Annotated in this window: 35 protein-coding genes and 1 tRNA gene; 5 read left to right on the forward strand and 31 right to left on the reverse strand. The window is 55.8% G+C overall.

The window, feature by feature from the left end; all coding sequences use genetic code 11:
* Positions 1-58: 58 nt before the first annotated feature.
* The 11 genes from rpmD to rpmC form a co-directional block, all read right to left on the reverse strand.
* On the reverse strand, positions 59-247 hold the full coding sequence (gene rpmD / locus ACRBB0_RS10940) for a 50S ribosomal protein L30 (protein WP_431374464.1): 189 nt from the start codon (positions 245-247) through the stop codon (positions 59-61).
* 3 nt (positions 248-250) lie between these two features.
* Positions 251-826 carry a 30S ribosomal protein S5 gene (rpsE, locus tag ACRBB0_RS10945; RefSeq protein ID WP_431374465.1) on the reverse strand — a complete coding sequence of 192 codons (576 nt, stop codon included), beginning with the start codon at positions 824-826 and terminating at the stop codon, positions 251-253.
* 152 nt (positions 827-978) lie between these two features.
* Positions 979-1,338: a 50S ribosomal protein L18 gene (rplR, locus tag ACRBB0_RS10950; RefSeq protein ID WP_431374466.1), complete on the reverse strand. Its 360-nt coding sequence runs from the start codon at positions 1,336-1,338 to the stop codon at positions 979-981.
* A 12-nt stretch (positions 1,339-1,350) separates the two neighbouring features.
* Positions 1,351-1,884 carry a 50S ribosomal protein L6 gene (rplF, locus tag ACRBB0_RS10955; RefSeq protein WP_431374467.1) on the reverse strand — a complete coding sequence of 178 codons (534 nt, stop codon included), beginning with the start codon at positions 1,882-1,884 and terminating at the stop codon, positions 1,351-1,353.
* A gap of 10 nt (positions 1,885-1,894) precedes the next feature.
* Positions 1,895-2,287, reverse strand: coding sequence for a 30S ribosomal protein S8 (rpsH, locus tag ACRBB0_RS10960; protein WP_431374468.1), 393 nt, complete (start codon positions 2,285-2,287; stop codon positions 1,895-1,897).
* Between the two features lie 13 nt (positions 2,288-2,300).
* Entirely contained in the window at positions 2,301-2,606 is a 306-nt protein-coding gene (gene rpsN, locus ACRBB0_RS10965; protein ID WP_097803760.1) for a 30S ribosomal protein S14, read from the reverse strand.
* Positions 2,607-2,620: 14 nt separating this feature from the next.
* Positions 2,621-3,199: a 50S ribosomal protein L5 gene (gene rplE, locus ACRBB0_RS10970; protein WP_431374469.1), complete on the reverse strand. Its 579-nt coding sequence runs from the start codon at positions 3,197-3,199 to the stop codon at positions 2,621-2,623.
* On the reverse strand, positions 3,199-3,504 hold the full coding sequence (gene rplX, locus ACRBB0_RS10975) for a 50S ribosomal protein L24 (RefSeq protein WP_431374470.1): 306 nt from the start codon (positions 3,502-3,504) through the stop codon (positions 3,199-3,201). Before rplX ends, rplE begins: the two co-directional genes overlap by 1 nt.
* A gap of 1 nt (position 3,505) precedes the next feature.
* Positions 3,506-3,874, reverse strand: a complete 369-nt coding sequence (gene rplN / locus ACRBB0_RS10980) for a 50S ribosomal protein L14 (protein WP_299925099.1) — start codon at positions 3,872-3,874, stop codon at positions 3,506-3,508.
* A 75-nt stretch (positions 3,875-3,949) separates the two neighbouring features.
* Positions 3,950-4,180 (reverse strand): 30S ribosomal protein S17, encoded by a 231-nt coding sequence (gene rpsQ, locus ACRBB0_RS10985; RefSeq protein WP_431374471.1) that lies wholly within the window; start codon positions 4,178-4,180, stop codon positions 3,950-3,952.
* Positions 4,181-4,183: 3 nt separating this feature from the next.
* The gene (gene rpmC / locus ACRBB0_RS10990; protein WP_431374472.1) at positions 4,184-4,390 is read right to left on the reverse strand and encodes a 50S ribosomal protein L29; all 207 of its coding nucleotides are present in this window, start codon (positions 4,388-4,390) and stop codon (positions 4,184-4,186) included.
* A gap of 278 nt (positions 4,391-4,668) precedes the next feature.
* Between rpmC and ACRBB0_RS10995 the strand changes: the two genes are divergently transcribed.
* The gene (locus tag ACRBB0_RS10995) at positions 4,669-4,938 is read left to right on the forward strand and encodes a hypothetical protein (protein WP_431374473.1); all 270 of its coding nucleotides are present in this window, start codon (positions 4,669-4,671) and stop codon (positions 4,936-4,938) included.
* 26 nt (positions 4,939-4,964) lie between these two features.
* On the opposite strand, the gene ACRBB0_RS11000 is transcribed toward ACRBB0_RS10995, so the two are convergent.
* Entirely contained in the window at positions 4,965-5,645 is a 681-nt protein-coding gene (locus ACRBB0_RS11000) for an HTTM domain-containing protein (protein ID WP_431374474.1), read from the reverse strand.
* Complete coding sequence (locus ACRBB0_RS11005) at positions 5,642-6,097, reverse strand: hypothetical protein (RefSeq protein ID WP_431374475.1); 456 nt, start codon at positions 6,095-6,097, stop codon at positions 5,642-5,644. The genes ACRBB0_RS11000 and ACRBB0_RS11005 overlap by 4 nt, the downstream gene beginning before the upstream one ends.
* A gap of 190 nt (positions 6,098-6,287) precedes the next feature.
* On the opposite strand from ACRBB0_RS11005, the gene ACRBB0_RS11010 reads away from it, so the two are divergent.
* Both ACRBB0_RS11010 and ACRBB0_RS11015 read left to right on the forward strand, forming a co-directional pair.
* Entirely contained in the window at positions 6,288-6,614 is a 327-nt protein-coding gene (locus ACRBB0_RS11010; protein ID WP_431374476.1) for a hypothetical protein, read from the forward strand.
* The gene (locus ACRBB0_RS11015) at positions 6,608-7,288 is read left to right on the forward strand and encodes a hypothetical protein (protein ID WP_431374477.1); all 681 of its coding nucleotides are present in this window, start codon (positions 6,608-6,610) and stop codon (positions 7,286-7,288) included. Before ACRBB0_RS11010 ends, ACRBB0_RS11015 begins: the two co-directional genes overlap by 7 nt.
* A gap of 49 nt (positions 7,289-7,337) precedes the next feature.
* Here the strand turns inward: ACRBB0_RS11015 and ACRBB0_RS11020 are convergent, their stop codons facing one another.
* From ACRBB0_RS11020 to ACRBB0_RS11085, 14 genes are all read right to left on the reverse strand, one after another.
* On the reverse strand, positions 7,338-8,012 hold the full coding sequence (locus ACRBB0_RS11020; protein ID WP_431374478.1) for a hypothetical protein: 675 nt from the start codon (positions 8,010-8,012) through the stop codon (positions 7,338-7,340).
* Complete coding sequence (locus tag ACRBB0_RS11025) at positions 7,999-8,622, reverse strand: TIGR02466 family protein (RefSeq protein WP_431374479.1); 624 nt, start codon at positions 8,620-8,622, stop codon at positions 7,999-8,001. Before ACRBB0_RS11025 ends, ACRBB0_RS11020 begins: the two co-directional genes overlap by 14 nt.
* A 71-nt stretch (positions 8,623-8,693) precedes the next feature.
* Positions 8,694-9,680: a hypothetical protein gene (locus tag ACRBB0_RS11030; RefSeq protein WP_431374480.1), complete on the reverse strand. Its 987-nt coding sequence runs from the start codon at positions 9,678-9,680 to the stop codon at positions 8,694-8,696.
* A 96-nt stretch (positions 9,681-9,776) separates the two neighbouring features.
* Positions 9,777-10,442, reverse strand: coding sequence for a hypothetical protein (locus tag ACRBB0_RS11035; protein WP_431374481.1), 666 nt, complete (start codon positions 10,440-10,442; stop codon positions 9,777-9,779).
* Between the two features lie 98 nt (positions 10,443-10,540).
* Positions 10,541-10,990: a hypothetical protein gene (locus ACRBB0_RS11040; protein ID WP_431374482.1), complete on the reverse strand. Its 450-nt coding sequence runs from the start codon at positions 10,988-10,990 to the stop codon at positions 10,541-10,543.
* 70 nt (positions 10,991-11,060) lie between these two features.
* Positions 11,061-11,474 carry a 50S ribosomal protein L16 gene (gene rplP / locus ACRBB0_RS11045; RefSeq protein ID WP_431374483.1) on the reverse strand — a complete coding sequence of 138 codons (414 nt, stop codon included), beginning with the start codon at positions 11,472-11,474 and terminating at the stop codon, positions 11,061-11,063.
* 2 nt (positions 11,475-11,476) lie between these two features.
* A complete protein-coding gene (rpsC, locus tag ACRBB0_RS11050; protein WP_431374484.1) occupies positions 11,477-12,196 on the reverse strand; it encodes a 30S ribosomal protein S3 in 720 nt (239 codons plus the stop codon).
* Positions 12,196-12,576, reverse strand: a complete 381-nt coding sequence (rplV, locus tag ACRBB0_RS11055; protein WP_299925061.1) for a 50S ribosomal protein L22 — start codon at positions 12,574-12,576, stop codon at positions 12,196-12,198. Before rplV ends, rpsC begins: the two co-directional genes overlap by 1 nt.
* Before the next feature lie 3 nt (positions 12,577-12,579).
* On the reverse strand, positions 12,580-12,858 hold the full coding sequence (gene rpsS / locus ACRBB0_RS11060; protein ID WP_431374485.1) for a 30S ribosomal protein S19: 279 nt from the start codon (positions 12,856-12,858) through the stop codon (positions 12,580-12,582).
* Between the two features lie 3 nt (positions 12,859-12,861).
* A complete protein-coding gene (gene rplB / locus ACRBB0_RS11065; protein WP_431374486.1) occupies positions 12,862-13,704 on the reverse strand; it encodes a 50S ribosomal protein L2 in 843 nt (280 codons plus the stop codon).
* Positions 13,705-14,191: 487 nt separating this feature from the next.
* Positions 14,192-14,803, reverse strand: a complete 612-nt coding sequence (locus ACRBB0_RS11070; RefSeq protein ID WP_431374487.1) for a sulfite oxidase heme-binding subunit YedZ — start codon at positions 14,801-14,803, stop codon at positions 14,192-14,194.
* A gap of 76 nt (positions 14,804-14,879) precedes the next feature.
* Positions 14,880-15,410, reverse strand: coding sequence for a cytochrome b (locus ACRBB0_RS11075; RefSeq protein ID WP_431374488.1), 531 nt, complete (start codon positions 15,408-15,410; stop codon positions 14,880-14,882).
* A gap of 9 nt (positions 15,411-15,419) precedes the next feature.
* The gene (locus ACRBB0_RS11080) at positions 15,420-16,310 is read right to left on the reverse strand and encodes a VOC family protein (RefSeq protein ID WP_431374489.1); all 891 of its coding nucleotides are present in this window, start codon (positions 16,308-16,310) and stop codon (positions 15,420-15,422) included.
* Between the two features lie 74 nt (positions 16,311-16,384).
* Entirely contained in the window at positions 16,385-16,813 is a 429-nt protein-coding gene (locus ACRBB0_RS11085; RefSeq protein ID WP_431374490.1) for a DoxX family protein, read from the reverse strand.
* A gap of 125 nt (positions 16,814-16,938) precedes the next feature.
* Between ACRBB0_RS11085 and ACRBB0_RS11090 the strand changes: the two genes are divergently transcribed.
* Complete coding sequence (locus ACRBB0_RS11090) at positions 16,939-17,835, forward strand: LysR family transcriptional regulator (RefSeq protein WP_431374491.1); 897 nt, start codon at positions 16,939-16,941, stop codon at positions 17,833-17,835.
* A gap of 103 nt (positions 17,836-17,938) precedes the next feature.
* Positions 17,939-18,532, forward strand: coding sequence for a hypothetical protein (locus ACRBB0_RS11095; RefSeq protein ID WP_431374492.1), 594 nt, complete (start codon positions 17,939-17,941; stop codon positions 18,530-18,532).
* Between the two features lie 92 nt (positions 18,533-18,624).
* Here ACRBB0_RS11095 and nusG read toward each other — a convergent pair whose 3' ends face one another.
* The 4 genes from nusG to ACRBB0_RS11115 all read right to left on the reverse strand — a co-directional run bounded on the left by nusG (position 18,625) and on the right by ACRBB0_RS11115 (position 20,901).
* A complete protein-coding gene (nusG, locus tag ACRBB0_RS11100; RefSeq protein WP_431374493.1) occupies positions 18,625-19,158 on the reverse strand; it encodes a transcription termination/antitermination protein NusG in 534 nt (177 codons plus the stop codon).
* Positions 19,159-19,348: 190 nt separating this feature from the next.
* Positions 19,349-19,546: a preprotein translocase subunit SecE gene (gene secE / locus ACRBB0_RS11105; RefSeq protein WP_431374494.1), complete on the reverse strand. Its 198-nt coding sequence runs from the start codon at positions 19,544-19,546 to the stop codon at positions 19,349-19,351.
* Between the two features lie 101 nt (positions 19,547-19,647).
* Positions 19,648-20,679, reverse strand: a complete 1,032-nt coding sequence (locus ACRBB0_RS11110; RefSeq protein WP_431374495.1) for an AbrB family transcriptional regulator — start codon at positions 20,677-20,679, stop codon at positions 19,648-19,650.
* A gap of 146 nt (positions 20,680-20,825) precedes the next feature.
* Positions 20,826-20,901 (reverse strand) — tRNA-Trp (locus ACRBB0_RS11115).
* Between the last annotated feature and the right edge of the window lie 142 nt (positions 20,902-21,043).

Genomic DNA, 21,043 nt, shown 5'->3' on the forward strand with positions numbered 1-21,043 from the left:
ACGCCCCCGGAAAAACCGAAGGGCGTCAATTCTGAAGCACAATTCCTTGGAAGCGGAATTAGCCCTTTTCTTCGATGATTTCGACAAGATGCGGGATCTTGTTAACCATGCCACGAACCGAAGGCGTATCTTCGAGTTCACGGGTACGGTTCATCTTGTTCAGGCCCAGACCGATCAGGGTCTCGCGCTGAACTGCAGGGCGACGGATCGGAGAGCCAATCTGTTTTACGACGATGGTTTTAGCCATGGATTAAGCCTCCTCAGTAGCAGCTTCGGCTGCAGGTGCTTCGTCACGCTTGGGCAGGATATCAGCAACCTTTTTGCCACGACGCTGTGCGACGTTGCGAGGTGACTGTTCTTTGCCCAGACCGTTCAAAGTGGCGCGGATCATGTTGTAAGGGTTCTGCGAACCGATCGACTTAGCAACAACGTCCTGAACACCCAGCATTTCGAACACGGCACGCATTGGCCCACCGGCGATGATACCAGTACCCGTTGGAGCTGTGCGCATAACCACTTTACCAGCGCCGTGACGGCCCTCAATGTCGTGGTGCAAGGTGCGGCCCTCTTTCAGAGGTACGCGGACCATCTGACGTTTGGCTTGCTCAGTCGCCTTGCGGATCGCCTCAGGTACTTCTTTCGCTTTACCTTTGCCGAAGCCGACGCGGCCTTTTTGGTCGCCAACAACAACAAGCGCAGCGAAGCCAAAGCGTTTACCGCCTTTAACTGTTTTCGATACGCGGTTGATCGCGACTAGGCGATCTGCAAATTCCGGTGCTTCGTCACGGTCGCGACGGTTGCCCCGGCGGTTATCACGTTCTGCCATTTGGCATCCCTTTAATTCTTGGCGTTTCCGCCGTTTCACAATCCAAGTGAACCACGAAGGTGACCCCCGGATCATCGAGACGTTCCCGTCTGCAAAATAAGGTGGGGAATATCCCCACCCTANNTAGGGTGGGGATATTCCCCACCACTGCCTTAGATCTTCAAACCACCTTCACGCGCAGCTTCGGCCAGAGCCTTCACTTTGCCGTGGAACAAGAAACCACCGCGGTCGAAATAGGCTTCTTCGACGCCAGCGGCTTTTGCGCGCTCTGCGATCAAAGCGCCAACCTTGGTTGCGGCTTCTACGTTGTTCTTGCCAACAAGACCCAGGCTTGGCTCCAGTGTCGATGCAGCTGCCAAAGTGCGGCCTGCCACGTCGTCGATGAGCTGAACACTGATGTTCTTGTTTGAGCGGTGAACCGAAAGACGAACGCGACCAGCGTTGACCTTGCGGAGTTTGTTCCGGACGCGCATGCGGCGCTTCTGGAACAGTACACGTTTGCTGTTTGCCATTGCTGTGCGTCCTTACTTCTTCTTGCCTTCTTTGCGGAAGATGAATTCGCCCTTGTAGCGAATACCCTTCCCCTTATAGGGCTCGGGGCGGCGCCAATCGCGGATTTTCGCCGCAACTTCACCAACCTGCTGTTTGTCGTGACCTTCGATCGCGACTTCGGTTGGCTTGGCACACACGATGCTGATCCCATCAGGGATCGCAAAGTCCACGTCATGCGAATAGCCAAGGTTCAGCTTCAGGACTTTGCCCTGAACAGCTGCACGATAACCAACGCCGTGGATCTCAAGCTCTTTCTTAAAGGTGTTCTGCACACCGTGGACCAAGTTGGCCACAACTGTGCGGGACATACCCCATTGCTGACGCGCGCGCTTAGATTTGCCACGCGGTGCAACTGTTACGGCATTATCTTCCACGGTGATTGTAACATCATCGGTGGCTGTGAAGGTTTGGGTGCCCTTAGGGCCCTTTACTTCAACAACCTGACCCGAAACAGATGCAGACACACCAGAGGGCAGCTCAACCGGTTTTTTCCCAATACGAGACATAGAGCCCTCCTTAGAAGACGGTGCAGAGCACTTCGCCGCCAACATTGGCTGCGCGTGCATTTGCATCCGACATCACACCTTGTGGGGTGGAGACAATCGAGACACCCAGACCCTGACGGACCTGTGGGATCTCCTTAACGCCCATGTAAACGCGGCGGCCGGGTTTGGAAACGCGGGCCAGTTCGCGAATGACAGGTTCGCCATCATAGTACTTCAGGCTGATTTCGAAGGTCGGGTGACCTGCGCTATCCGTGCCAGCTTCGTAGCCGCGGATGTAGCCTTCGGACGCCAAAACATCCAGAACGCGTCCGCGCTGCTTGGAAGCTGGGGTCATAACGGTGGATTTACCACGCATCTGCGAGTTGCGGATACGAGTAAGCATATCGCCGATAGGATCGTTCATATTCTACTCTCCCTTACCAGCTTGACTTGACCATACCGGGCAGCATGCCGGTCGAACCGAGTTCGCGAAGTGCGATACGGCTGACTTTGAGCTTACGGTAATAGGCATGTGGACGACCGGTCAGCTGGCAACGATTGTGCAAGCGTGTGGCCGACGAGTTGCGCGGCAATTTCGCCAGTTTCAGACGCGCTTTGAAACGCTCTTCCATCGGCTTGGATTCGTCGTTCGCGATTTCTTTAAGCTCGGCGCGCTTAGCAGCATATTTAGCCACCAGACGCTCGCGCTTTTTCTCGCGTTCGATCATGGATTTCTTCGCCATGTCTCTGCTTCCCCTTACGCGTTGAACGGCATGTTGAAATGCTTCAACAGCGCTTTGGCCTGTGCATCAGCGGTGTGTTCGCCGCTTTGTTGCGCAGTGGTGGTGATGATGATGTCCATACCCCAGACTTCGTCGACTTTGTCGAAATCAATCTCAGGGAAGACGATGTGTTCCTTCAGGCCCATGGCAAAGTTGCCACGACCGTCAAACGAAGGTTTCACACCACGGAAGTCACGAATACGAGGCATCGCGATGGTTGTCAGGCGATCAAGGAATTCGAACATACGGTCGCCACGCAGGGTGACCTTGGTGCCGATGATCATGCCTTCACGCAGACGGAACGGCGCGTGGCTGTGCTTTGCCTTGGTGCCGACGGCCTGTTGACCTGCGATTGTTGTGAGATCTTCGATCGCCGATTTGGCTTTCTTGGAGTCACGAACAGCTTCCGCACCACAACCAATGTTCAGAACGATTTTTTCCAGACCAGGGATCTGCATGTCGTTCTTGTAGCCAAACTCTTCTTTCATAGCTTGGCGGATGGTTTCGCGGTACTGCACCTTGAGGCGCGGTGTATAGTTGGCTTGGTCCAGCATTAGATCACGTCTCCCGTGGTCTTGGCGAAGCGTACTTTCTTGCCGTCTTCCACGCGGAAGCCAACACGAGACGCTTTGCCGTTTGCATCGACGATTGCCAGGTTAGACAGCTGGATCGGCAGAGCCTTAGGAAGGCGGCCGCCCTGAGCAGTCTGGCTCTGGCGTGTGTGACGGATCGCAATGTTCACGCCGTCAACAATGGCTTTGCCAGCGGATGGATTCACCGAAGTGATCTCGCCAGTTTTGCCTTTGTCTTTGCCAGCCAGAACGATGACCTTGTCACCCTTTTTCAACTTAGCAGCCATCTTACAGCACCTCCGGGGCGAGTGAGATGATCTTCATGAAGTTCTTTGCGCGCAGTTCACGAACAACTGGGCCAAAGATACGTGTGCCAACCGGCTCACCTGCTGTGTTCAAGATCACAGCGGCGTTGCGGTCAAAGCGGATGGCTGTGCCATCTTCACGACGAACTTCTTTTGCGGTGCGTACGACGACGGCCTTACGGACGTCACCCTTTTTAACGCGACCACGTGGAATGGCCTCTTTCACCGATACGACGATGATATCGCCGACCGATGCATAGCGACGATGCGAGCCGCCGAGGACCTTGATGCACTGAACTTTCCGGGCACCGGAGTTGTCAGCCACATCCAGATTGGTCTGCATCTGGATCATATAGTTTCTCCCGACCTATGGGGGCTGTTCTCGTTAGCTCCCCCAGGGTTTCGATGAATGCCAAAAGGCTCTGGCTTAGTCAGCCAGAACCTCCCAACGTTTCGTTTTCGACTTAGGTGCACATTCGATGATGCGAACCATATCGCCTACTGCGAACTTTTCCGCCTCATCATGAGCGCGGTATTTCTTGGAACGACGCACGGTCTTTTGCATGACTGGGTGCTTAAAACGACGCTCAACCGAAACTGTAACAGTCTGGGTGTTGGCAGTGGAGGTCACGGTGCCTGTAAGGATACGCTTGGGCATGTGTTACGCCTCCGCTGCGGCAGCGGCCGCTTTTTCGTTCAAAATGGTGTTCACACGCGCAACGTCACGGCGAACCTGACGCATACGAGCGGTATTCTCGAGCTGGCCTGAGGCCTGCTGAAAGCGCAAGTTAAACGCTTCCTTTTTGAGCTGGACGAGCTCGTCCCGGAGTTGATCCGGGGTCTTGTCCTTAAGTTCCTGGGCGTTCATTCGCCATTTCCTTTTGTTTTCACCAGAGAGCCCCGATCAATTTTGTCCGGGTCACCCTAAATCTGGTGAGGTTTTCGACTTCTCGAAACAGCCACGCGCAAGGCGCACTGATTCCGTGAATCCGTGCATGAAGGGTGCCTATACGCCCGCCAAGGGATTCTGGCAAGGCCCTTTTGGGCGCTTTCAACCCGCAACTGCGATCCACCGGAAATTAACAGGAATTTCCATAGATTTATGGCCGATTTGGGCGTTGGGCGCTTTTGTGATACACTGTCGTCATGAGACTCTCCACAGCCATATTATCGGCCATCATCCTGACCCTATCGTGCATGCCCGTTACGGCACAGGATCAAGCCACCAAACCCTGCTATTGCATCAACCGCGATGGCGAGCGGGTGGAATTGGGCCAAATCGCCTGTTTGCGCGTTGGTGACACGTCGTTTATGGCACGCTGCTCCATGTCTTTGAACGTTCTGACCTGGCGCAAAGTTGCGGATGGCTGTCTGAGTTCCAACATCAGCATTCCCGCGCAACCCACCGCGCTTTAGTCCAATCTGCGCGGGGTGAGCGCGCCCTAAACCATGATCCGATCCTGAAACCAGATCAGCGACGGATAGGCGCAGAGCCAAATCCAGAAAAACCGGTTCAATCCAAACAAACACGCATTCGCCAAATGGAACGCCCCCGCAATCAATAGGCCAAGGTAGAGAGCGTAGGGATGCAAAAGCACGAGCGGAAACGCCACCTCAAACCCCATCACCGCCCATGACATCAGGCACAACAGTTTTGGCCGCGTTGCCCATCCGCGCAAATTTTCGGACACCGGATAGGCCGAAAACCGAAACACATCTTGCAAGGCTTCTCCGCGACGCCAGTCACCCTTGATAATTTTGATATAGCCGGAAACGAAATACGACAGCACCAATTGCAGCGCCAGATAGGCCATCGCCGTATCCTGCCAACGGGGATCAGGCGCCAAGTGATAGGCGCTTAAACAGGCAAGGATCAGCATCGTCATCTTGTCTGATCCGCCATTATACGGCCCATCAAACCGATGCAGCAGGACAATCCCATATAGGAACAGCATCCAAACCGCCCAATCCTGATACACGCCGGCAATCATCATCACACAGGGGAGCAGACGCGGCATCACCAGCCAACGCACCCGCCGATCGGCCAAAAACTCCAGCGTTTGCTGAGCGACCGCAAGGCCGACCATCACCGATGTCAGCCAAACAACCTCCGAAAGGATCATGGCGTGCTCATCTCAACAGGTGGATCAATAGGAAACTCCGGGCTTTCATAATCCAGAAACCGGACAAGCTCCTCACCCTCGCGCTGAACAAAGATCACCCGATACGCAAACGATCCGGTTTGCTGCCCGCCCGCCCGCTGCGAAACAGGAGCCAAAGACGCGCGCACCATATGTGCCAATTCGTCCTTGGAATGTTGCGTCGGCGTATCTGCCAATCGCTCGGCCAAGCTTACCATATATAACTGTTGATTTCGGCGCGGGTTCCAGACCAAGCGGCGCAACATCCGCACCACGCTCACGCGTGCCGGAATGGGCCGCGCCTCGGCCCACTCGGTGGTCTGCCCATCGCGTATCTCCCTCACCTCAATCCGAGGTGACGCCGCAACCGTTTTGAAAAACCGCCAAGACGGCAGCAGAACCGGCAATAATAAGAAAACAGTTTTTAACAGCACAGTCAGCCCATTCTTCGCCTGTCAACACACGCACCCTAACCGCTGGCGATTACCAAATTGTTTCCTAAACCATAGACTGACCGACCCGCTGACGCCGACTAACGTCACTCCAACATTTAGTCAGGGGTTTTTGAGATGAGTGCAGCCATTATTGGAATGTTGCTTTTGGGCATGCTGGTAGCCGGTCTTTATGGGTGTGGATGATGATGACGACAGTAGCGACACGTCATCCGATCCTGAAACTCCCGAAACCCCAGAAGATTCAATCATAACCACCCTCGACACTCCCTCATATGTGGGCACAGATGGTAACGACACCACCGATCTCGACGCCAGACCCGACGGGTTTAACGACGTATCGCTGGATGCCGGTGACGGCGATGATCTGTTAGATCTGTCTGATAACGTCGCATTAAACGCGAGAGACACCTATGAAAACGCGCTGTGGAACGACAGCACCGTTGACGGTGGCCAGGGGATGACACCATCAGTATCGCGGGCGATTCCACCTTGGTAAACGGCGGCGCAGGCGACGATAGCATCACCGGACATGATCTCGGGACAAGCACCATCGAAGCTGGTGACGGCAATGACTGGGTTTCATTCAACTCAGTTTCAACCGGACCAACCTATGCCTATGGAGGCGACGGCGACGATACCCTGTCTGGCGGAGGTGCTGGTGGTCTTTTTGGTGAGGCTGGCAATGACCGGCTTGAGGTATATGGACCGGGCGATAGCGGTGCCGGGTTTTTCATTGGTGCCCATGGTGGCGACGGCGAAGATACCCTTGCCTATTCCGCATCAGCGATTGCAGAACCAAGCTTTGGCGACACGCCGCAAACGCTTTATGGCGAGGCAGATGCCGATACGTTTGAGATCACAACAGACGAAGGCAGCGACCGCTACGACGACAGTGTCGTACAAACAGATGGTTCACTTCGGCTGGGTGTTGTGAACATCGGCGATTTCGAACCGGGTGTCGATAATATCGAGGTCGATCTTGAGGTCCAAACCGATGGCTACGCCCCCGCATCGGCCCGTATTGACGGCACCGATCTGATCATTCGCTACGAACATGCCAGCGAACCGGTCCGCGATCTGGTTGTGCACACCAATAGCGCGGACCTGAGTTGGGATGACATCAGTTTTGTCGGCGAGCATCACCCCGGCACGCTCCAACCCGTCGTCTAACCGGCCCGCTCTGAACCACGCTTACCCTCGAACGGTGGCAACCTGCCCCCTAGTCAAATCGCGATGTCATCAATCGTTGCAAGTGCCCGCCGGAAATCGCATCCGGGTGGACCACACCAATTTGCGCAGGCATTTCGGGCAGGTCCAGTATCTTGGCCAGCGCAAATCTATGGGCGCCGCCGCCGCTGCGCAAACAGCTCCCGTCGCGGGTGACATGTATGAGTATCCCGCCGTGTTCACGGCGAAACCGTTCGGGCAATTCCGACCTGAGAAGCAATCGCCCCTTGGCTTGGGTGGCTTCGAACAGCCGATCAAGAGCCGCATATCTGCGTTCAAGGTCGGCCCGGTTCGCGCATCCATCGGGCCTCTGACCCGAGTCGATCTCCGCCAACAACCGCTTAAAAATCGGTGTTTGGCTCCAAGCGGCACCGTCAATCCACCGCATTCGACAGCTGACAAATTTGGGAGAGTCGGTCACCTCTTGGCCCCGGTGCAAATCCCAATCACCCCGACGCACATAGCCGCTATATTGACGCCGAAACCATGTGCTGCCCGGCCGGGTTTTTAGCTGGTGCGTGACGTCGCGCGGCGGCACAAAAATCGGAGCATCTGACAGCGGCGTGGCATGCCCATATCGTAGGCTCAGCCAGATATCGCGCAGGAACTTGCGCGGCACCTGCGCCTGAATTTGGCGCAGGATCGTTGGACGTTCACCGCCAGGCATAGTTGAAGCTCACGCTCACCCGGTTGTCTTCGTCGGCCATATTCAATCCAACTTCGTGGCGCAGCCAGCTTTCCCACAGCAAAACATCACCGACCTCAGGCTTTGCATAGTAAAACGTCTTGAGGTCATCACGTGCGCTTTTGCGACGGGGCGGGGCCGCCATCATCATCGGAAGCCGTGGGTCCTCAAGCTTCAAAGACGCCGCCCCATCAGGCATGGCCACATAGGTGGTGCCAGAAATCACCGAATGAGGATGGATGTGATTGGAATGCGTGCCGCCCGGAGGCAGGATATTGATCCAGATATCTTCGAGCGTCACCTCGCGCCCGCCCAGATCAAAATCCAGCTCTTCAATAAACGCCGCGACATGCAAATCCAGCGCTTTGACCAGCGTGTCAAAAATCGGAAATCTCCACGGCAGATCGGTCAACGACGCATAGGAGGTGTAGCCCGGATAACCTTCCTTCTCGCACCATTCTTGGCCCGCATCATCGTCATTGGCGATGGAATAACAGGAGTTTTCCAGCTCATCAGGGTCAATTGCCTCTCCAAGCTCGGACAGCCGGGCGTGGTACAGGCGGGTGGCAAAAAGCGATTTTATGTCGGACATCTGGGGTTTCCCAACGGTTGGTAAGGGCTGCCAAGGCCCTACCCGCAGAACCCCGTCACTTCAAGCCGACCTTACGCCGCAATCGGCTCAAGAACAGAACGCTCGGCCCCAATCAACGTCACCTGGTCCCATGTCAGTCCCTCGGTCTCAACCCGGATCAACACTTCACGGTCCAGCTGAGCACCCGAGGTGTTTTCGTACCGTACAACAATGCCGTCATCCGTCATGCGAACGGACCCCAGAGCATAGTCGTCATGAACCGAATCGACCCGCAATTCGATGGTTTCGGTCTCAGGGTCAAAGTCATCGAATCGCGCGGCTTCAACTTGCCAAGCTGTGCGATCAACAGTCTCAAGAACATCCCAGTCGGAACCGTCCGGCGCACGCTCCCCCTCGTCCAATTGCACAACAAAATGATCGGACCCGGAACCGCCTTCTACGGTCCAAACATCCGTCATTGTTATGCCTTCGTCAAACTCGGTTAACGCTTCAACGGTTAGCGTGTCATCTCCATCTCCGCCCGTGACATCGGTGGTGTAACCGGTTCCCAAAAACCCGCGTCCAATGCCCAGAATTTCATCATCTCCGGCACCGCCATTCACCTGCACATTCGGCGACAGGTTCACATCAATGGTGTCATTCCCTGCCCCACCGTCGATTGACATGATTTCGCCGTAGGTTTCCTCGGCATCAATCAAGTCATCCCCTTCACCGCCCAGAATTGTCGCTCCGATGAACGGCCCGGTCACGGTGTCATCACCCTCACCAAGGTCAATGACAATGTCCGCCAGCGGCCCAAGGTAGGGTTCTCCCTCAGAGGCGTTTTGATCAATCAGGTCTGCACCTGCACCAAGCGATATCGAACTGATCGCACCATCGTACACGCTGTCCCGTGTCAGGATGTCATCGCCATCGGTGCCGACCAAGTTGCGCTCTTCGTCAAGCGGGAAATCAGGTTCAGACACGTCGTCTGAGCTTTCGTCACTGTCCGAGCCAGTATCAATTATGGTCGCCAACAGGCCAATGGAAAGAAGTCCTAACACAACTGCGGTCAACATAGCTTTTCCTAACATACGCAAATATGCGGATGATTGTGCAGGCCAAAGCCAACCTAGGCAAGATATCGTTTTGTAAACAATCGAAAGCTGATCGACCTAGACGTAAATCAGCCCCGACGGGCTAAGGAAAACGGCATGGGCGAGGTCGTCCCCTTGGGCGAAGGCACGCGGCCTATCCAAACCCGGCTGTTTTGGGCGGGTCGCCGGATCAGCCTTAAGGCACAAGTTCGCGCCATTGTCGAACGTCAACGCCAATGAAATCGGCCCCATCTCTGCCTGAGTGATAACCGCCCCTTGCAGTCGCTCCAAAAACGCCCGGTCATCTGCGTCCACGATCCAGGGGCGCGGCTCACCCGCGTCGTATCCCTCATCCTGCACAATGCGTCCGTCCAGATGCAGCCAGTTGCCCGCACCCCGGATCGGCAGGATCAGCCAACCTTGGGGCAATTCAAGCCCAAAGAACTCACAGCTTCCCATGCCATAAAACCCAAGGCTGACCGAGGCGTCCGAAACACGCTCTCCGATCAACCGGTCGGGATCAACCGGCACTGGGTGTAACGGCACCGTGGCAAAATCATCTTCGTCATCCGGGTCTCCATCGGGATCAGGAATGCGAAACGCACCGGGCACAATCGGCGACACCGCCATCGAGCCGTAAAAACTGCGCAACTCATTTGCGACAAGCTTTTGCGCCAAGGGGTTCCCCCGCTTGGCCGCGTTCGACACCAAAACGCTGATTTTTCCCTTGATGAACTCAAGCATGACCACTCCACAGCCGTAGTGACGGCAATTTACGCAATGTTAACCAATTGTATACTCGCGCTTTTGGGGGAGGTGCCGACGACCAAAAGCCGACTGCGTCAAAACACATGGATGTCTTGAAGGACAAGATATTCCGCCTCAGGCCGTCGCAACAATAAGAACTCCGCCGTCAAATCTGACCACTTGCCGTTTAGCGGCAGGTCATACTGAACAACGGCGACATGCCCGTCCTGTCCGACTGGCTCCCAAATTCGACTGACGTCCTTGTTGAATGGGGTCTCAGTTGCCTGATGCCGCGGTGTCACGGAAAACGGCCCGTCTGGATGTGGATCAGGAAGCCCATAACCAGCAATCACTTCCTGCATCAGCTGGGGTGTCCAACTCTGTTCTGGATGATGGGCTGACAGGCAAAAGGCATCCTCGAACCGATCCTCGGCAATCAGGCCGATCCAGTCCTCAACAACCACCAAAACATCGTTATCTGACGCCGCGAGGGGCAAGCGGCGCGCCGTTTCAAAACCAAAGAAGCACATGCGCGCACTGTACAAAGAAAAACCCCCGCCGCAACTCTGCGCCGGGGGTCAATTTTGCGGTAGGGTGGGGTTTTACCCCACCACTTTACCAATCCTCGCGAACAACAACGCGGGTTTTCACCGGCAGTTTCATCGCGGCAAGACGCAGGGCTTCACGTGCGACTTCGTCGGTAACACCGTCGATTTCGAACATGACGCGGCCCGGCTTCACTTTGCAGGCCCAACGGTCAACCGAACCTTTACCTTTACCCATACGAACTTCGATAGGCTTGGCAGTGATCGGCGTGTCAGGATAGATGCGGATCCACACCTTACCTTGACGCTTCATGTGACGCGTCATGGCACGGCGAGCGGCTTCGATCTGACGTGCAGTAACACGCTCAGGCTCAAGAGCCTTCAGACCATAGGTGCCGAAATCAACACCGGAACCGCCTTTTGCAAGGCCCTTGATCCGGCCTTTGTGCATCTTGCGGAATTTAGTACGCTTTGGCTGAAGCATAGTTACCCCCGATTATCACGACGGCCGCCAGCACCACGAGGGGCCGGACCGTCTTGAACTTCTTGCGACTTGCGATCGCGCGCCGCTGGATCATGCTCCATGATCTCGCCTTTGAAGATCCAAACTTTGATCCCGATGATACCATAGGGAGTCATAGCTTTGACCTGGGCGTGATCGATGTCAGCACGCAGCGTGTGGAGAGGCACTCGGCCTTCGCGGTACCATTCAGTACGCGCGATTTCTGCACCGCCAAGGCGGCCAGCAACGTTCACACGGATGCCCAAGGCACCCATACGCATGGCGTTCTGAACCGAACGTTTCATGGCGCGGCGGAACGAAACACGACGCTCGAGCTGCTGAGCAATGCTCTCGCCAACAAGCTGGGCGTCCAGCTCGGGCTTGCGCACTTCAACGATGTTCAGGTGCACTTCGCTGTCGGTCATTGCCGCCAGTTTCTTGCGCAGAACTTCGATGTCAGCACCTTTTTTGCCGATGATCACACCCGGACGCGCGGTGTGTACAGACACACGGCACTTCTTGTGAGGGCGTTCAATGATCACGCGGGCAATACCGGCCTGCTTGCACTCTTTGTGGATGAAATCGCGGATCGCGATGTCTTCCAACAGCAGATCACCATAGTCTTTGGTGTCAGCGTACCAACGGCTGTCCCAGGTGCGGTTCACCTGCAGACGCATACCGATCGGGTTTGTTTTATTACCCATTAGGCTTGCTCCTCAACCTGACGCACCTTGATGGTGAGTTCCGAGAACGGCTTGTTGATACGACCGAAACGACCACGTGCCCGCGGACGACCGCGCTTCATGATCAGGTTCTTACCAACATAGGCTTCTGCGACGATCAGCTCGTCAACATCAAGACCGTGGTTGTTCTCAGCGTTTGCAATGGCGGACTGCAGGCACTTTTTCACGTCTTCGGCGATCCGCTTCTTAGAGAAGGTCAGATCGGTCAAAGCGCGATCAACTTTCTTGCCACGGATAAGACCGGCAACAAGGTTGAGCTTCTGCGGCGAGGTGCGCAACATGCGCAGCTTGGCCATCGCTTCGTTGTCCGCCACGCGGCGGGGATTTTTATCCTTGCCCATGGCTTATTTCCTTTTGGCTTTTTTGTCGGCCGCGTGACCATAGTAGGTACGCGTTGGTGAATATTCACCGAACTTCTGACCAATCATGTCCTCAGTGACGTTCACTGGGATATGCTTGTGACCGTTATAAACGGCAAATGTCAGACCGACGAATTGCGGCAGGATTGTCGAACGACGCGACCAGATTTTGATAACTTCGTTCTTGCCCGAGTCGCGTGCTTTTTCGGCCTTTTTCAGGACGTAAGCATCGACAAAGGGGCCTTTCCAAACAGAGCGAGACATTAATTAGCGTCCCTTCTTCTTGGCGTGGCGCGAGCGGATGATCAGCTTTTGCGACGCTTTGTTGGTATTGCGGGTACGCTTGCCTTTGGTTGGCTTGCCCCAAGGTGTTACCGGATGGCGACCACCCGATGTACGACCTTCACCACCACCGTGCGGGTGATCGATTGGGTTCATAACGACACCACGAACACTTGGGCGGATGCCCTTGTGACGCATACGGCCGGCTTTACCAAAGTTCTGGTTGGAGTTGTCGGGATTGGACACGGCACCAACGGTGGCCATGCATTCCTGACGGACCAGGCGAAGTTCACCCGAGCTCAGACGGATCTGGGCGTAGCCACCGTCGCGACCTACGAACTGGGCATATGTCCCGGCTGCACGTGCGATCTGACCACCTTTACCAGGCTTCAGCTCAATGTTGTGAACAATCGTACCGATTGGCATACCGCTGAACGGCATTGCGTTACCGGGCTTGATGTCGGCCTTGGCGCTGGCAATGATGCGGTCGCCAATGGCGAGACGCTGAGGTGCCAGGATATAGGCCTGCTCGCCATCGTCATACTGAACGAGTGCGATGAAAGCGGTCCGGTTAGGGTCATATTCGATGCGGGCCACGGTGGCCGATACGTCGAATTTGTTCCGCTTGAAATCTACGATACGGTAGAGGCGCTTGGCCCCACCACCGCGGCGACGCGATGTAATACGTCCGGTGTTGTTACGACCGCCCGACTTTGTCAGACCCTCAGTAAGGGCTTTGACAGGACGACCTTTCCACAGCTCCGAACGGTCGATCAGAACCAGCCCACGCTGGCCTGGCGTCGTCGGCTTATACGACTTTAATGCCATGCTTTCTGACTTCCGTTTATTGACGGGAATTCCCGTCTATGGATGAGGCACGAGGCCCCGGAGTATAGGGCCCCGAAGGTCCCAGATGAAAAGTTCTTGCGAACAACAGCAAAGCCCCGGAACGAATCCGGGGCCTGGCCGATGGGGTCATTTACGAGATCGCACCCAAAGCGTCAAGCACCAACCACCGCTGTCTGAGCAATTTGGGCAATAAGGAAAGGGCGATGCGGAAATCGACAAGCCCAACCACAGACTGGCCCACAGACGAGCCCCTCTCAGACGGGCCCACAGACGGGGCACATGCCCGGCCCGCTGACAAGGTTGCTGCATGGAACGCAGGTTCGGCCCGCAAATGCCGCCAATGCGCGACAGGCCAACCTGATACTGAACACCCGCGACACTCCTATTCCCAACAGGCCTGCACCAACCACAAGATGATCTCGTTCAGAAACGTCCGTCAACGGGCCATCAACAGATATGTCAGCCCTTAAGACACCGCGGCCCGTTTGCGCGGACGCAAGTACCAGTACCAAACTCGATAAGCTTCCAGAGCGATCAGCGGACCAAAATGGATCAAAGCCGGTGCCGCGCCATTCCAATTATGCAACGCCGCCCAATGAACCAAGGTCAACACAGCCGCGGCGTAGGTCCAACGCTGCAACCATTTCCACCACGTCCCCATCTTGCGCACAAAATAGTCCATCGACGTCAGCGCCAATGGCACAAAAATCAAGAACGCAATCCAGCCTGTCCAGATGTAAAGGCGCGGCAACTCGTCCACAACCGTGGTCAGCGATGCTTTGTCCAGCAGATAGAAAATCGTATGCAGCAAAGCGTACCCAAAAGATGCGACCCCCAGATACCTGCGATTGCGCTTTAACCATTGCGGCCCACGCCAGCCCTTGAGCAGCATTGTCAGCGGCGTGGCCATCATCAAGATAATCAACAAACGCGCAGAGGTTTCACCAGAGGGATGCACAAGCTGGTGAAAAATTCTCGGATCGGTCGATGTCAGCGCGGTGACGCTCATCATGATCCCAAGGGAGGCCAGCACAAGCCAAAGCAAATACGGGGATGTCGCGGAAAAGAAGCGTTGCATGTTGTGATCCAAACTAAAGCATATTTGACTGATACGCTTGGGCCACGCGTTTCCGTCGCGGCCCAAACCGATTTTTTTACTTTTTCAGCGCAGGTATCATTCGCTGCAACGTTCCGTCTTTGCGGACAAACTGGTTGAACAGGGCCGCCGCAGCATGGGCCGCAATCAGGGCAAACAGCAAAATGTTCAAAAACCAATGAACCTTGCCCAAATCAGCGACGCCGTTCCATGTCAGGCCCCCGGTGATCACCATTGCCAGAAGCGCTGCATATAGTGCGCGGTGCATCCACGTGGCGATCTTGGCTTGCATCTCGGGCGTTCCTGGCGCGTGAGTTCCGGGCGCGTGAATTCCGGGCGCGTGAGCCGGAGCACCATAGCGAGAACGCAGATAAAGCCTTGCCAAAACAGCGAGCAAGATCGTGGTCCCAAAGCCGACATGGACCCACGCCATGGTCGCATCACCACTGGCTGGCGTGCCGCCGGTCTGTATGGCCTCGACAGTCCGCTTGATCGGTTCATTGAAGAGCCATTGCACCCAAATGGCCGCAAAGACGACCCAATGCAGAATGATCTGTGCAGGACGATATGCTTGGGGAACAGGTGTCATGGGTTTCTCCTAATTTCTCGCGCGCAGGGTGACCGCGACCCCGGCGAGGTCAACGCCGCGCAGCACATCCCCGTCTTCCCGCAGATGCGGTGACTTATGCGGCGCGGCACCGTGGGTTATCAGTTCGTACTGCACCAAGCCGGCCATATCCTTGGGCTTCGGCGGGCGATTTGGCCCCGCCCAGATGTTCATCGCCAAGCGATGCGTGTTCGGGGCACCCGCCCCCATATCGGCAAAGCCCCAGTTGTCCAGCGTCAGGTGGCGCTCAAACCCAAGGGTTTCAAACCAGTCCAAAGCGGGTTCAAGCGCGGCGACTTTGAAGTGCAAATGCGCGAGATAGCTGTCATCGGCCAGAGGCGCCATCAGGTCAGCCCCCTGAGCATGATCAAGTTCAGCGGCAACATCCAAGGGCCCGCGCCCACTGTGTGGCTGGCCGTCAACATCATACAAAATCAACCCTTTGGACAAATCTCCAAACCGGCCGAACCGTTCCGGTGTTTCAAACGTGATTTCAATTTCGAGACCGTCGGGATCCTTTAGATATAGCGATTTCGCCATCAGATGATCTGTTGGGCCGACCGGAATATCCAGATGGATCAATCGGGCGAGCATCCGAGAGAATTCAGCCTGGCTCCTGACGCCAAGCGCCACATGGTACATGCCGGTATAGGCGGGCGCGACCGGCGCGCTGGCCCCGGCATGCAGCACAAACAGCGTTTTGTCTTTTGTGCCCAACGCGACACCAGATGTCGCATGATCGCGCTCAACAAGACCCAGCGCGGATGACCAGAACGCAACGGCACGCGCAAGGTCAGTCACCTGAAGTTCAACGACACCCCACGATAAACGGTCGAACTGTGGGGCAGGTGTTGCGGTCGGAACGAGGGATAAGTTGGTCATTTGAACCTGTCGTGGATGATGAAATAGAAAAGTACGCCCCGCCGTTGGTCGACGGGGCGCAGTCGGGAGTAAACTTACCCGCGTGGCGTGATCGGTGCCTTGCGGCTACGGCCCCAGATCACAAAAATCGCCAATGCAAACAGCACCACATTCATCGGAACGACTTCAAATTCCCCGCGTGAGATATGCAGGCCAGCGGCCAAAACCATGATCACGGCCAAGCCAGCTGCGGCCAGCTTTGTGAGCTGTGGCATGATGCGCGTCGCGGCAGGCAGGATCAGGCCGATCGCGCCCAGCACCTCTGCTGTCCCGATAAAACGGATCAGGGCCACAGGCGCGTTTTCCGCCCAAAGCATCCCCATCGCCACCATATCCGCAGGGGCCGACGTCAGTTTCATGAACCCTGCCATCAAAAACATCGCGGCCAAAAGCGCCTGAGCCGCCCAAAGTCCAATGGTCCAGCCTTTGCTGGTCGTTTGCATATTTGTATCAATCGTTGTCATGTCGGTCACTTTCCTCAAGCCACACAGCGTGGCGGTGTGTTGTGTCTGACACCCTGTTTAAAGATTTCCTCAAAGCGGATCATTACTGTAGTAGTTGATGCATCATTCACTGTGAGTTAATGAACATGGACACTCTTCGTAGCCTGCGCGTTCTGGCCGAGGTCGCAGAACTCAAAAGTTTTTCCGCTGTCGCAGAGCGCATGGGCCTCTCGCCCGCGATGACAAGCAAACACGTCCAGCACATTGAGGCGCGCGTCGGGGCACGGCTGCTGAACCGCAACAGCCGCAATGTCAGCCTGACGGAAGCGGGGGCGCAATATTTGCTGACGGTCCGTCCCTTGCTCGAAGGTCTGATGGAGGCGGAAACCCAACTGCGCACAGACACCCTCTCTCCGCGGGGCACTCTGCGGATTTCGATGCCGGTGTGGATGTCAAACCCCGCCTTTGCAAAAATCCTTACAACCTATCATCAAGAAAACCCTCATGTGACGTTTGAAGTCGATCTAAGCGGTCGTAAAATCAATATGGTCGAGGAAGGCGTCGATTTGGCGCTGCGCGTTGCGTTCAAACTGGATGACGGGCTCATTGCCCGCAAACTGAACGAGGTGACGTTCCAGATGGTGGCAGCCCCGGCCTTTCTAAAGCGGTTCGGATATCCGCAAACGCCCGATGACCTCAGCGATGCGCCACTGCTGGCTTATTCCAAGGTTGCCTCTGACGGGCGTGTCAAATTTGGCGGCGCTGACGGTCTTGACGCCAAGCTGCGACCGGTGATGGTCAGCGCCAATGAAACCCTCCTGCACAGCGCCGCGCTGGCGGGAATGGGCTTTGTCATGCTGCCCAATTGGGTCACCCAAGACGATCTGGCCTCTGGGGCGCTCGAAGTCGTTTTGCCTGACGTCACTTGGCCCAAACTGCACATCCACGCGATCTATGCCGATCGCAGCTATCTTCCCGCCAAGGTGCGCAGCTTTTTGGATTTTCTGGCGGGGCCAAAGGGGTTGACCACCGCTTTGCCCTAACCCGATAATCGAACGCAACGCGCGCATGTTTCGCATCCAACAGCCGCGTGAACCTGCTGGCTTGAATCCAAATCCGCAGACCAAAAAGGCGGCATCATAAACAATGACGCCGAATGGCTCTCCTCTTCAATTCAACTTTTACAAAGCCCTGTCTGGTTCCCTTTTCAAAGTGGAGCTTAAAGACCGAGACAAGAAACCATCCGCTGGCCTGCATCCTTTTCGCACACAAGACCCGGCCATCCGGCGTCTCGGTATATTGGTTTTGAACCTGCAATGTTGTGATACGCAGGCGCAGCAAAACATTGTCCGGCGATTGGGTAACTTCTCATTCTATGGCACCCAGGACCATGTCGCACGGCCACCTGAACTCTGGCGCGCTATCGACCCAGATGGTCGGGGCACAATAACGCCCCTGCCAACGCGTCTCATAGCTACACGATCCAATGACTTTCACGTGCAAATGTCAGCGTCTGAGGCGGGGTTTGAGCTTGCGGTGTTGCCCCACAATCTCGCGGTGCAGTCGATCAAACAACAGCGCGCCAATACGCCCGCGCCGCCCATCCAACCCGCCCGACTTGTTATCCATCCAGACATCAAAAGCACATTGGCAATCCGCGTTGTCTCCGACGCCATCCTAAAGGTCTTTTCGACGCAAAAGCCAAGCGCAGCCCTTCGTAAATCTTGCCCACCTTCGTAAATCTTACTCAAGCGCAAGCCCCACCCGTCCTGTCGGAAAACAAAAAACGCCCCGCAAAAGCGAGGCGTTCAAAATCGGCCTGTTCGGGCTGATCAGAGCTCTTTGGAAACCTGCGTAAAGTCCAATTCGACCGGCGTTTCGCGACCAAAGATCGACACCGATACCTTGAGCTTTTGCGCATCGTCGTCCACGCCTTCGACCATACCGTCGAAACCTTCGAACGGGCCGTCGGTGACTTTGACTTTTTCACCGGTTTCAAAGCGAATTTCGATACGTGGGGATTCGTCGCTCTCTTGGACGCGCCCGATCATGGCGTCGACTTCGGCGTCACGCATTGGCATTGGGCGCCCCTGTGGGCCTAGGAACCCAGTGACCCGGTTGATCGAATTGACCAGATGATAGCCTTGGTCGGACATTTCCATGTGGACCAGAACGTAACCGGGCATAAAGCGACGCTCAGTTGTCACCTTCTTGCCGCGACGCACCTCGATCACCTCTTCGGTAGGCACCAGAACTTCGTCGATCTGGTCGTGGAGCTCTTGCTCTTCAACCGCCGTCCGGATCTGCTCCGCAATCTTCTTCTCAAAGTTTGAGAGAACACTGACCGAATACCACCGCTTTGCCATCTGGGACTGCCCTTATGTCTCGTGTCGGGGGTACATTCAGCACCCCAAATGAAAACCGGCGCGCGACTCATCGCACGCCCGTAAGAAAGTGACGTTGCACATACCTGTGCAATGCCGGAGTTTCAAGTCTGCAATCTGCTGATTTACCGCGCCGCCGACGGGTGGCCAACACGGATCAACGCGATTGGGGTCACGCGACCCAGGACAATCCAAATTGCAGACCGCCCTTAATCGCAAGGTCGATCAGGGCAAAGAACACCGCGAACAGTGCTGCCATGATGAACACCATGATCGTGGTCAGCATCACTTCACGACGCGTCGGCCAAACGATCTTGGAGACTTCGGCACGCACCTGCTGGATAAACTGAAGGGGATTCGTGGTGGCCATTGGCTCTCATTCCATTTCTCGAGTTTCGTCGCAGATAGACGAGCGCGCCGGTGATTTCAAGCTCTGCGCGACGGTCTCTCACAATATTGCAACACAAATACCTAACGACCAAGCGCGCGTTTGGCCCAGATCGGCATGATCAGCGACAAGACAAACAGCCGTGACAGGTGGTGCGCCGCCACAAAAGCCGGATCCATCCCAAGCAAAATCGCAATGGCCGCCATGCCCTCGACTCCGCCGGGCACAAAAGCCACGATGAGAAGAGGCACCGACAGGCCCAACGCCCATGCAGAAAACGCCACGCATAATAATGTTACGGCAAAGCCAACCGCCGTCACCCCTACACCGCCCAACAGCGCGCTACGCAGGTCTCGCCCGGTCACGCCTGAGAACCGGCTGCCGATCAAAGCCCCCATCGCGATCATCGCCGCCGTTTGAAGCGCCCAAGGCAATCCACCTGGTGTCAGTTCAAACATATGCCCGGCTGCGCTCACCACCATGCCGGCCAGCAAAAAGGCCGCTGGGAAATGTAGACGTTTGAAAATGAGACCAACGCCCACGGCCGCAGCGCATAACACCGCCAGATACCACAGTTTCAGATCGGGCACCGGAGTCAGCCCCGGAAGGCTATCACCAAACCCCCATGTCACCGCCACCGGGACCACCAATGTAATAAACAGAACGCGGGTGCTTTGGATGATCGCAATCGGGGGAATCTTGACGTCTCGTTCTGCAGCTATGCCCAAGACGAAGCTCAAATGCCCCGGCGTTGCCGCCAAGGTTGCCGTGGTATCGTCATAGGCCAGACGCGCGCGCAAAAACCACCGCGACAAGAGCAGGGTCGCCACGACACTCAGGCACAGAATACCAATCGTTGCCGGCCATTTTGTCGCCGCCTGAAGGGTCTGTGATGTCGCCCCCGAGCCAATATTGATCCCGATTACAATAAAGAGCAGGTCACGCCACTGCGCTGGCAGATCCATGCGCGCACCCATCAAACATATAATGGACACAGCAAGTGACGATCCGGTCAGAGCGGCTGCAGGAAATCCGATGAGCGAAAACACATATGCGCCGATCCCCCCTGCCAAAAGGCAAAGCAAAGTTCCGACTGTCTTGCTCTCAATTGTCATGCGACCTCATCATGCAATTGCATACAATGGTATACCAGATAGTTTCAAAGTGGAATGGCTTACCGCTCCAAGAAAGCTACTTTAAAAACACACACGCCAATCGGCGCGGCATCCGCGCTTAGAATGGACCGTAATGTCGAAAGACGTGGCAGGGGCACCAGGGCTCGAACCCGGGACCTACGGTTTTGGAGACCGTCGCTCTACCAACTGAGCTATACCCCTAAGGCCGGGTTGTGGGGTACGACATGGCTTGGCTGAAATCAAGAGGTCAATCGCATGAATTTCGTCAAAAGTACCAAGTTTTATGTCACAGGCTCACAAAACAGCGCACGGGCGTTCACACAAAACGGAACGCACTGAAACA

Source organism: Pelagimonas sp. (assembly GCF_050633425.1).
Classification (GTDB): Bacteria; Pseudomonadota; Alphaproteobacteria; order Rhodobacterales; family Rhodobacteraceae; genus Pelagimonas.

Coding starts and splice junctions, on each gene's coding strand:
- ACRBB0_RS11090 (WP_431374491.1), top strand. CDS start 16,939: ATGGACACTCTTCGTAGCCTGCGCGTTCTGGCCGAGGTCGCAGAACTC.
- rpsN (WP_097803760.1), bottom strand. CDS start 2,606: ATGGCGAAGAAATCCATGATCGAACGCGAGAAAAAGCGCGAGCGTCTG.
- rplF (WP_431374467.1), bottom strand. CDS start 1,884: ATGTCTCGTATTGGGAAAAAACCGGTTGAGCTGCCCTCTGGTGTGTCT.
- ACRBB0_RS11080 (WP_431374489.1), bottom strand. CDS start 16,310: ATGACCAACTTATCCCTCGTTCCGACCGCAACACCTGCCCCACAGTTC.
- ACRBB0_RS11075 (WP_431374488.1), bottom strand. CDS start 15,410: ATGACACCTGTTCCCCAAGCATATCGTCCTGCACAGATCATTCTGCAT.
- ACRBB0_RS10995 (WP_431374473.1), top strand. CDS start 4,669: ATGAGACTCTCCACAGCCATATTATCGGCCATCATCCTGACCCTATCG.
- rplB (WP_431374486.1), bottom strand. CDS start 13,704: ATGGCATTAAAGTCGTATAAGCCGACGACGCCAGGCCAGCGTGGGCTG.
- ACRBB0_RS11035 (WP_431374481.1), bottom strand. CDS start 10,442: ATGCTTGAGTTCATCAAGGGAAAAATCAGCGTTTTGGTGTCGAACGCG.
- rpsQ (WP_431374471.1), bottom strand. CDS start 4,180: ATGCCCAAGCGTATCCTTACAGGCACCGTGACCTCCACTGCCAACACC.
- rpsS (WP_431374485.1), bottom strand. CDS start 12,858: ATGTCTCGCTCTGTTTGGAAAGGCCCCTTTGTCGATGCTTACGTCCTG.
- ACRBB0_RS11030 (WP_431374480.1), bottom strand. CDS start 9,680: ATGTTGACCGCAGTTGTGTTAGGACTTCTTTCCATTGGCCTGTTGGCG.
- rpmD (WP_431374464.1), bottom strand. CDS start 247: ATGGCTAAAACCATCGTCGTAAAACAGATTGGCTCTCCGATCCGTCGC.
- ACRBB0_RS11095 (WP_431374492.1), top strand. CDS start 17,939: ATGACGCCGAATGGCTCTCCTCTTCAATTCAACTTTTACAAAGCCCTG.
- rpsH (WP_431374468.1), bottom strand. CDS start 2,287: ATGAACGATCCTATCGGCGATATGCTTACTCGTATCCGCAACTCGCAG.
- ACRBB0_RS11020 (WP_431374478.1), bottom strand. CDS start 8,012: ATGCCTGGCGGTGAACGTCCAACGATCCTGCGCCAAATTCAGGCGCAG.
- rplX (WP_431374470.1), bottom strand. CDS start 3,504: ATGGCTGCTAAGTTGAAAAAGGGTGACAAGGTCATCGTTCTGGCTGGC.
- rplR (WP_431374466.1), bottom strand. CDS start 1,338: ATGGCAAACAGCAAACGTGTACTGTTCCAGAAGCGCCGCATGCGCGTC.
- rpsC (WP_431374484.1), bottom strand. CDS start 12,196: ATGGGTAATAAAACAAACCCGATCGGTATGCGTCTGCAGGTGAACCGC.
- nusG (WP_431374493.1), bottom strand. CDS start 19,158: ATGGCAAAGCGGTGGTATTCGGTCAGTGTTCTCTCAAACTTTGAGAAG.
- rplV (WP_299925061.1), bottom strand. CDS start 12,576: ATGGGCAAGGATAAAAATCCCCGCCGCGTGGCGGACAACGAAGCGATG.
- rplP (WP_431374483.1), bottom strand. CDS start 11,474: ATGCTTCAGCCAAAGCGTACTAAATTCCGCAAGATGCACAAAGGCCGG.
- rpsE (WP_431374465.1), bottom strand. CDS start 826: ATGGCAGAACGTGATAACCGCCGGGGCAACCGTCGCGACCGTGACGAA.
- secE (WP_431374494.1), bottom strand. CDS start 19,546: ATGGCCACCACGAATCCCCTTCAGTTTATCCAGCAGGTGCGTGCCGAA.
- rplE (WP_431374469.1), bottom strand. CDS start 3,199: ATGCTGGACCAAGCCAACTATACACCGCGCCTCAAGGTGCAGTACCGC.
- rpmC (WP_431374472.1), bottom strand. CDS start 4,390: ATGAACGCCCAGGAACTTAAGGACAAGACCCCGGATCAACTCCGGGAC.
- ACRBB0_RS11010 (WP_431374476.1), top strand. CDS start 6,288: ATGGGTGTGGATGATGATGACGACAGTAGCGACACGTCATCCGATCCT.
- ACRBB0_RS11085 (WP_431374490.1), bottom strand. CDS start 16,813: ATGACAACGATTGATACAAATATGCAAACGACCAGCAAAGGCTGGACC.
- ACRBB0_RS11110 (WP_431374495.1), bottom strand. CDS start 20,679: ATGACAATTGAGAGCAAGACAGTCGGAACTTTGCTTTGCCTTTTGGCA.
- ACRBB0_RS11070 (WP_431374487.1), bottom strand. CDS start 14,803: ATGCAACGCTTCTTTTCCGCGACATCCCCGTATTTGCTTTGGCTTGTG.
- rplN (WP_299925099.1), bottom strand. CDS start 3,874: ATGATCCAGATGCAGACCAATCTGGATGTGGCTGACAACTCCGGTGCC.
- ACRBB0_RS11025 (WP_431374479.1), bottom strand. CDS start 8,622: ATGTCCGACATAAAATCGCTTTTTGCCACCCGCCTGTACCACGCCCGG.
- ACRBB0_RS11000 (WP_431374474.1), bottom strand. CDS start 5,645: ATGATCCTTTCGGAGGTTGTTTGGCTGACATCGGTGATGGTCGGCCTT.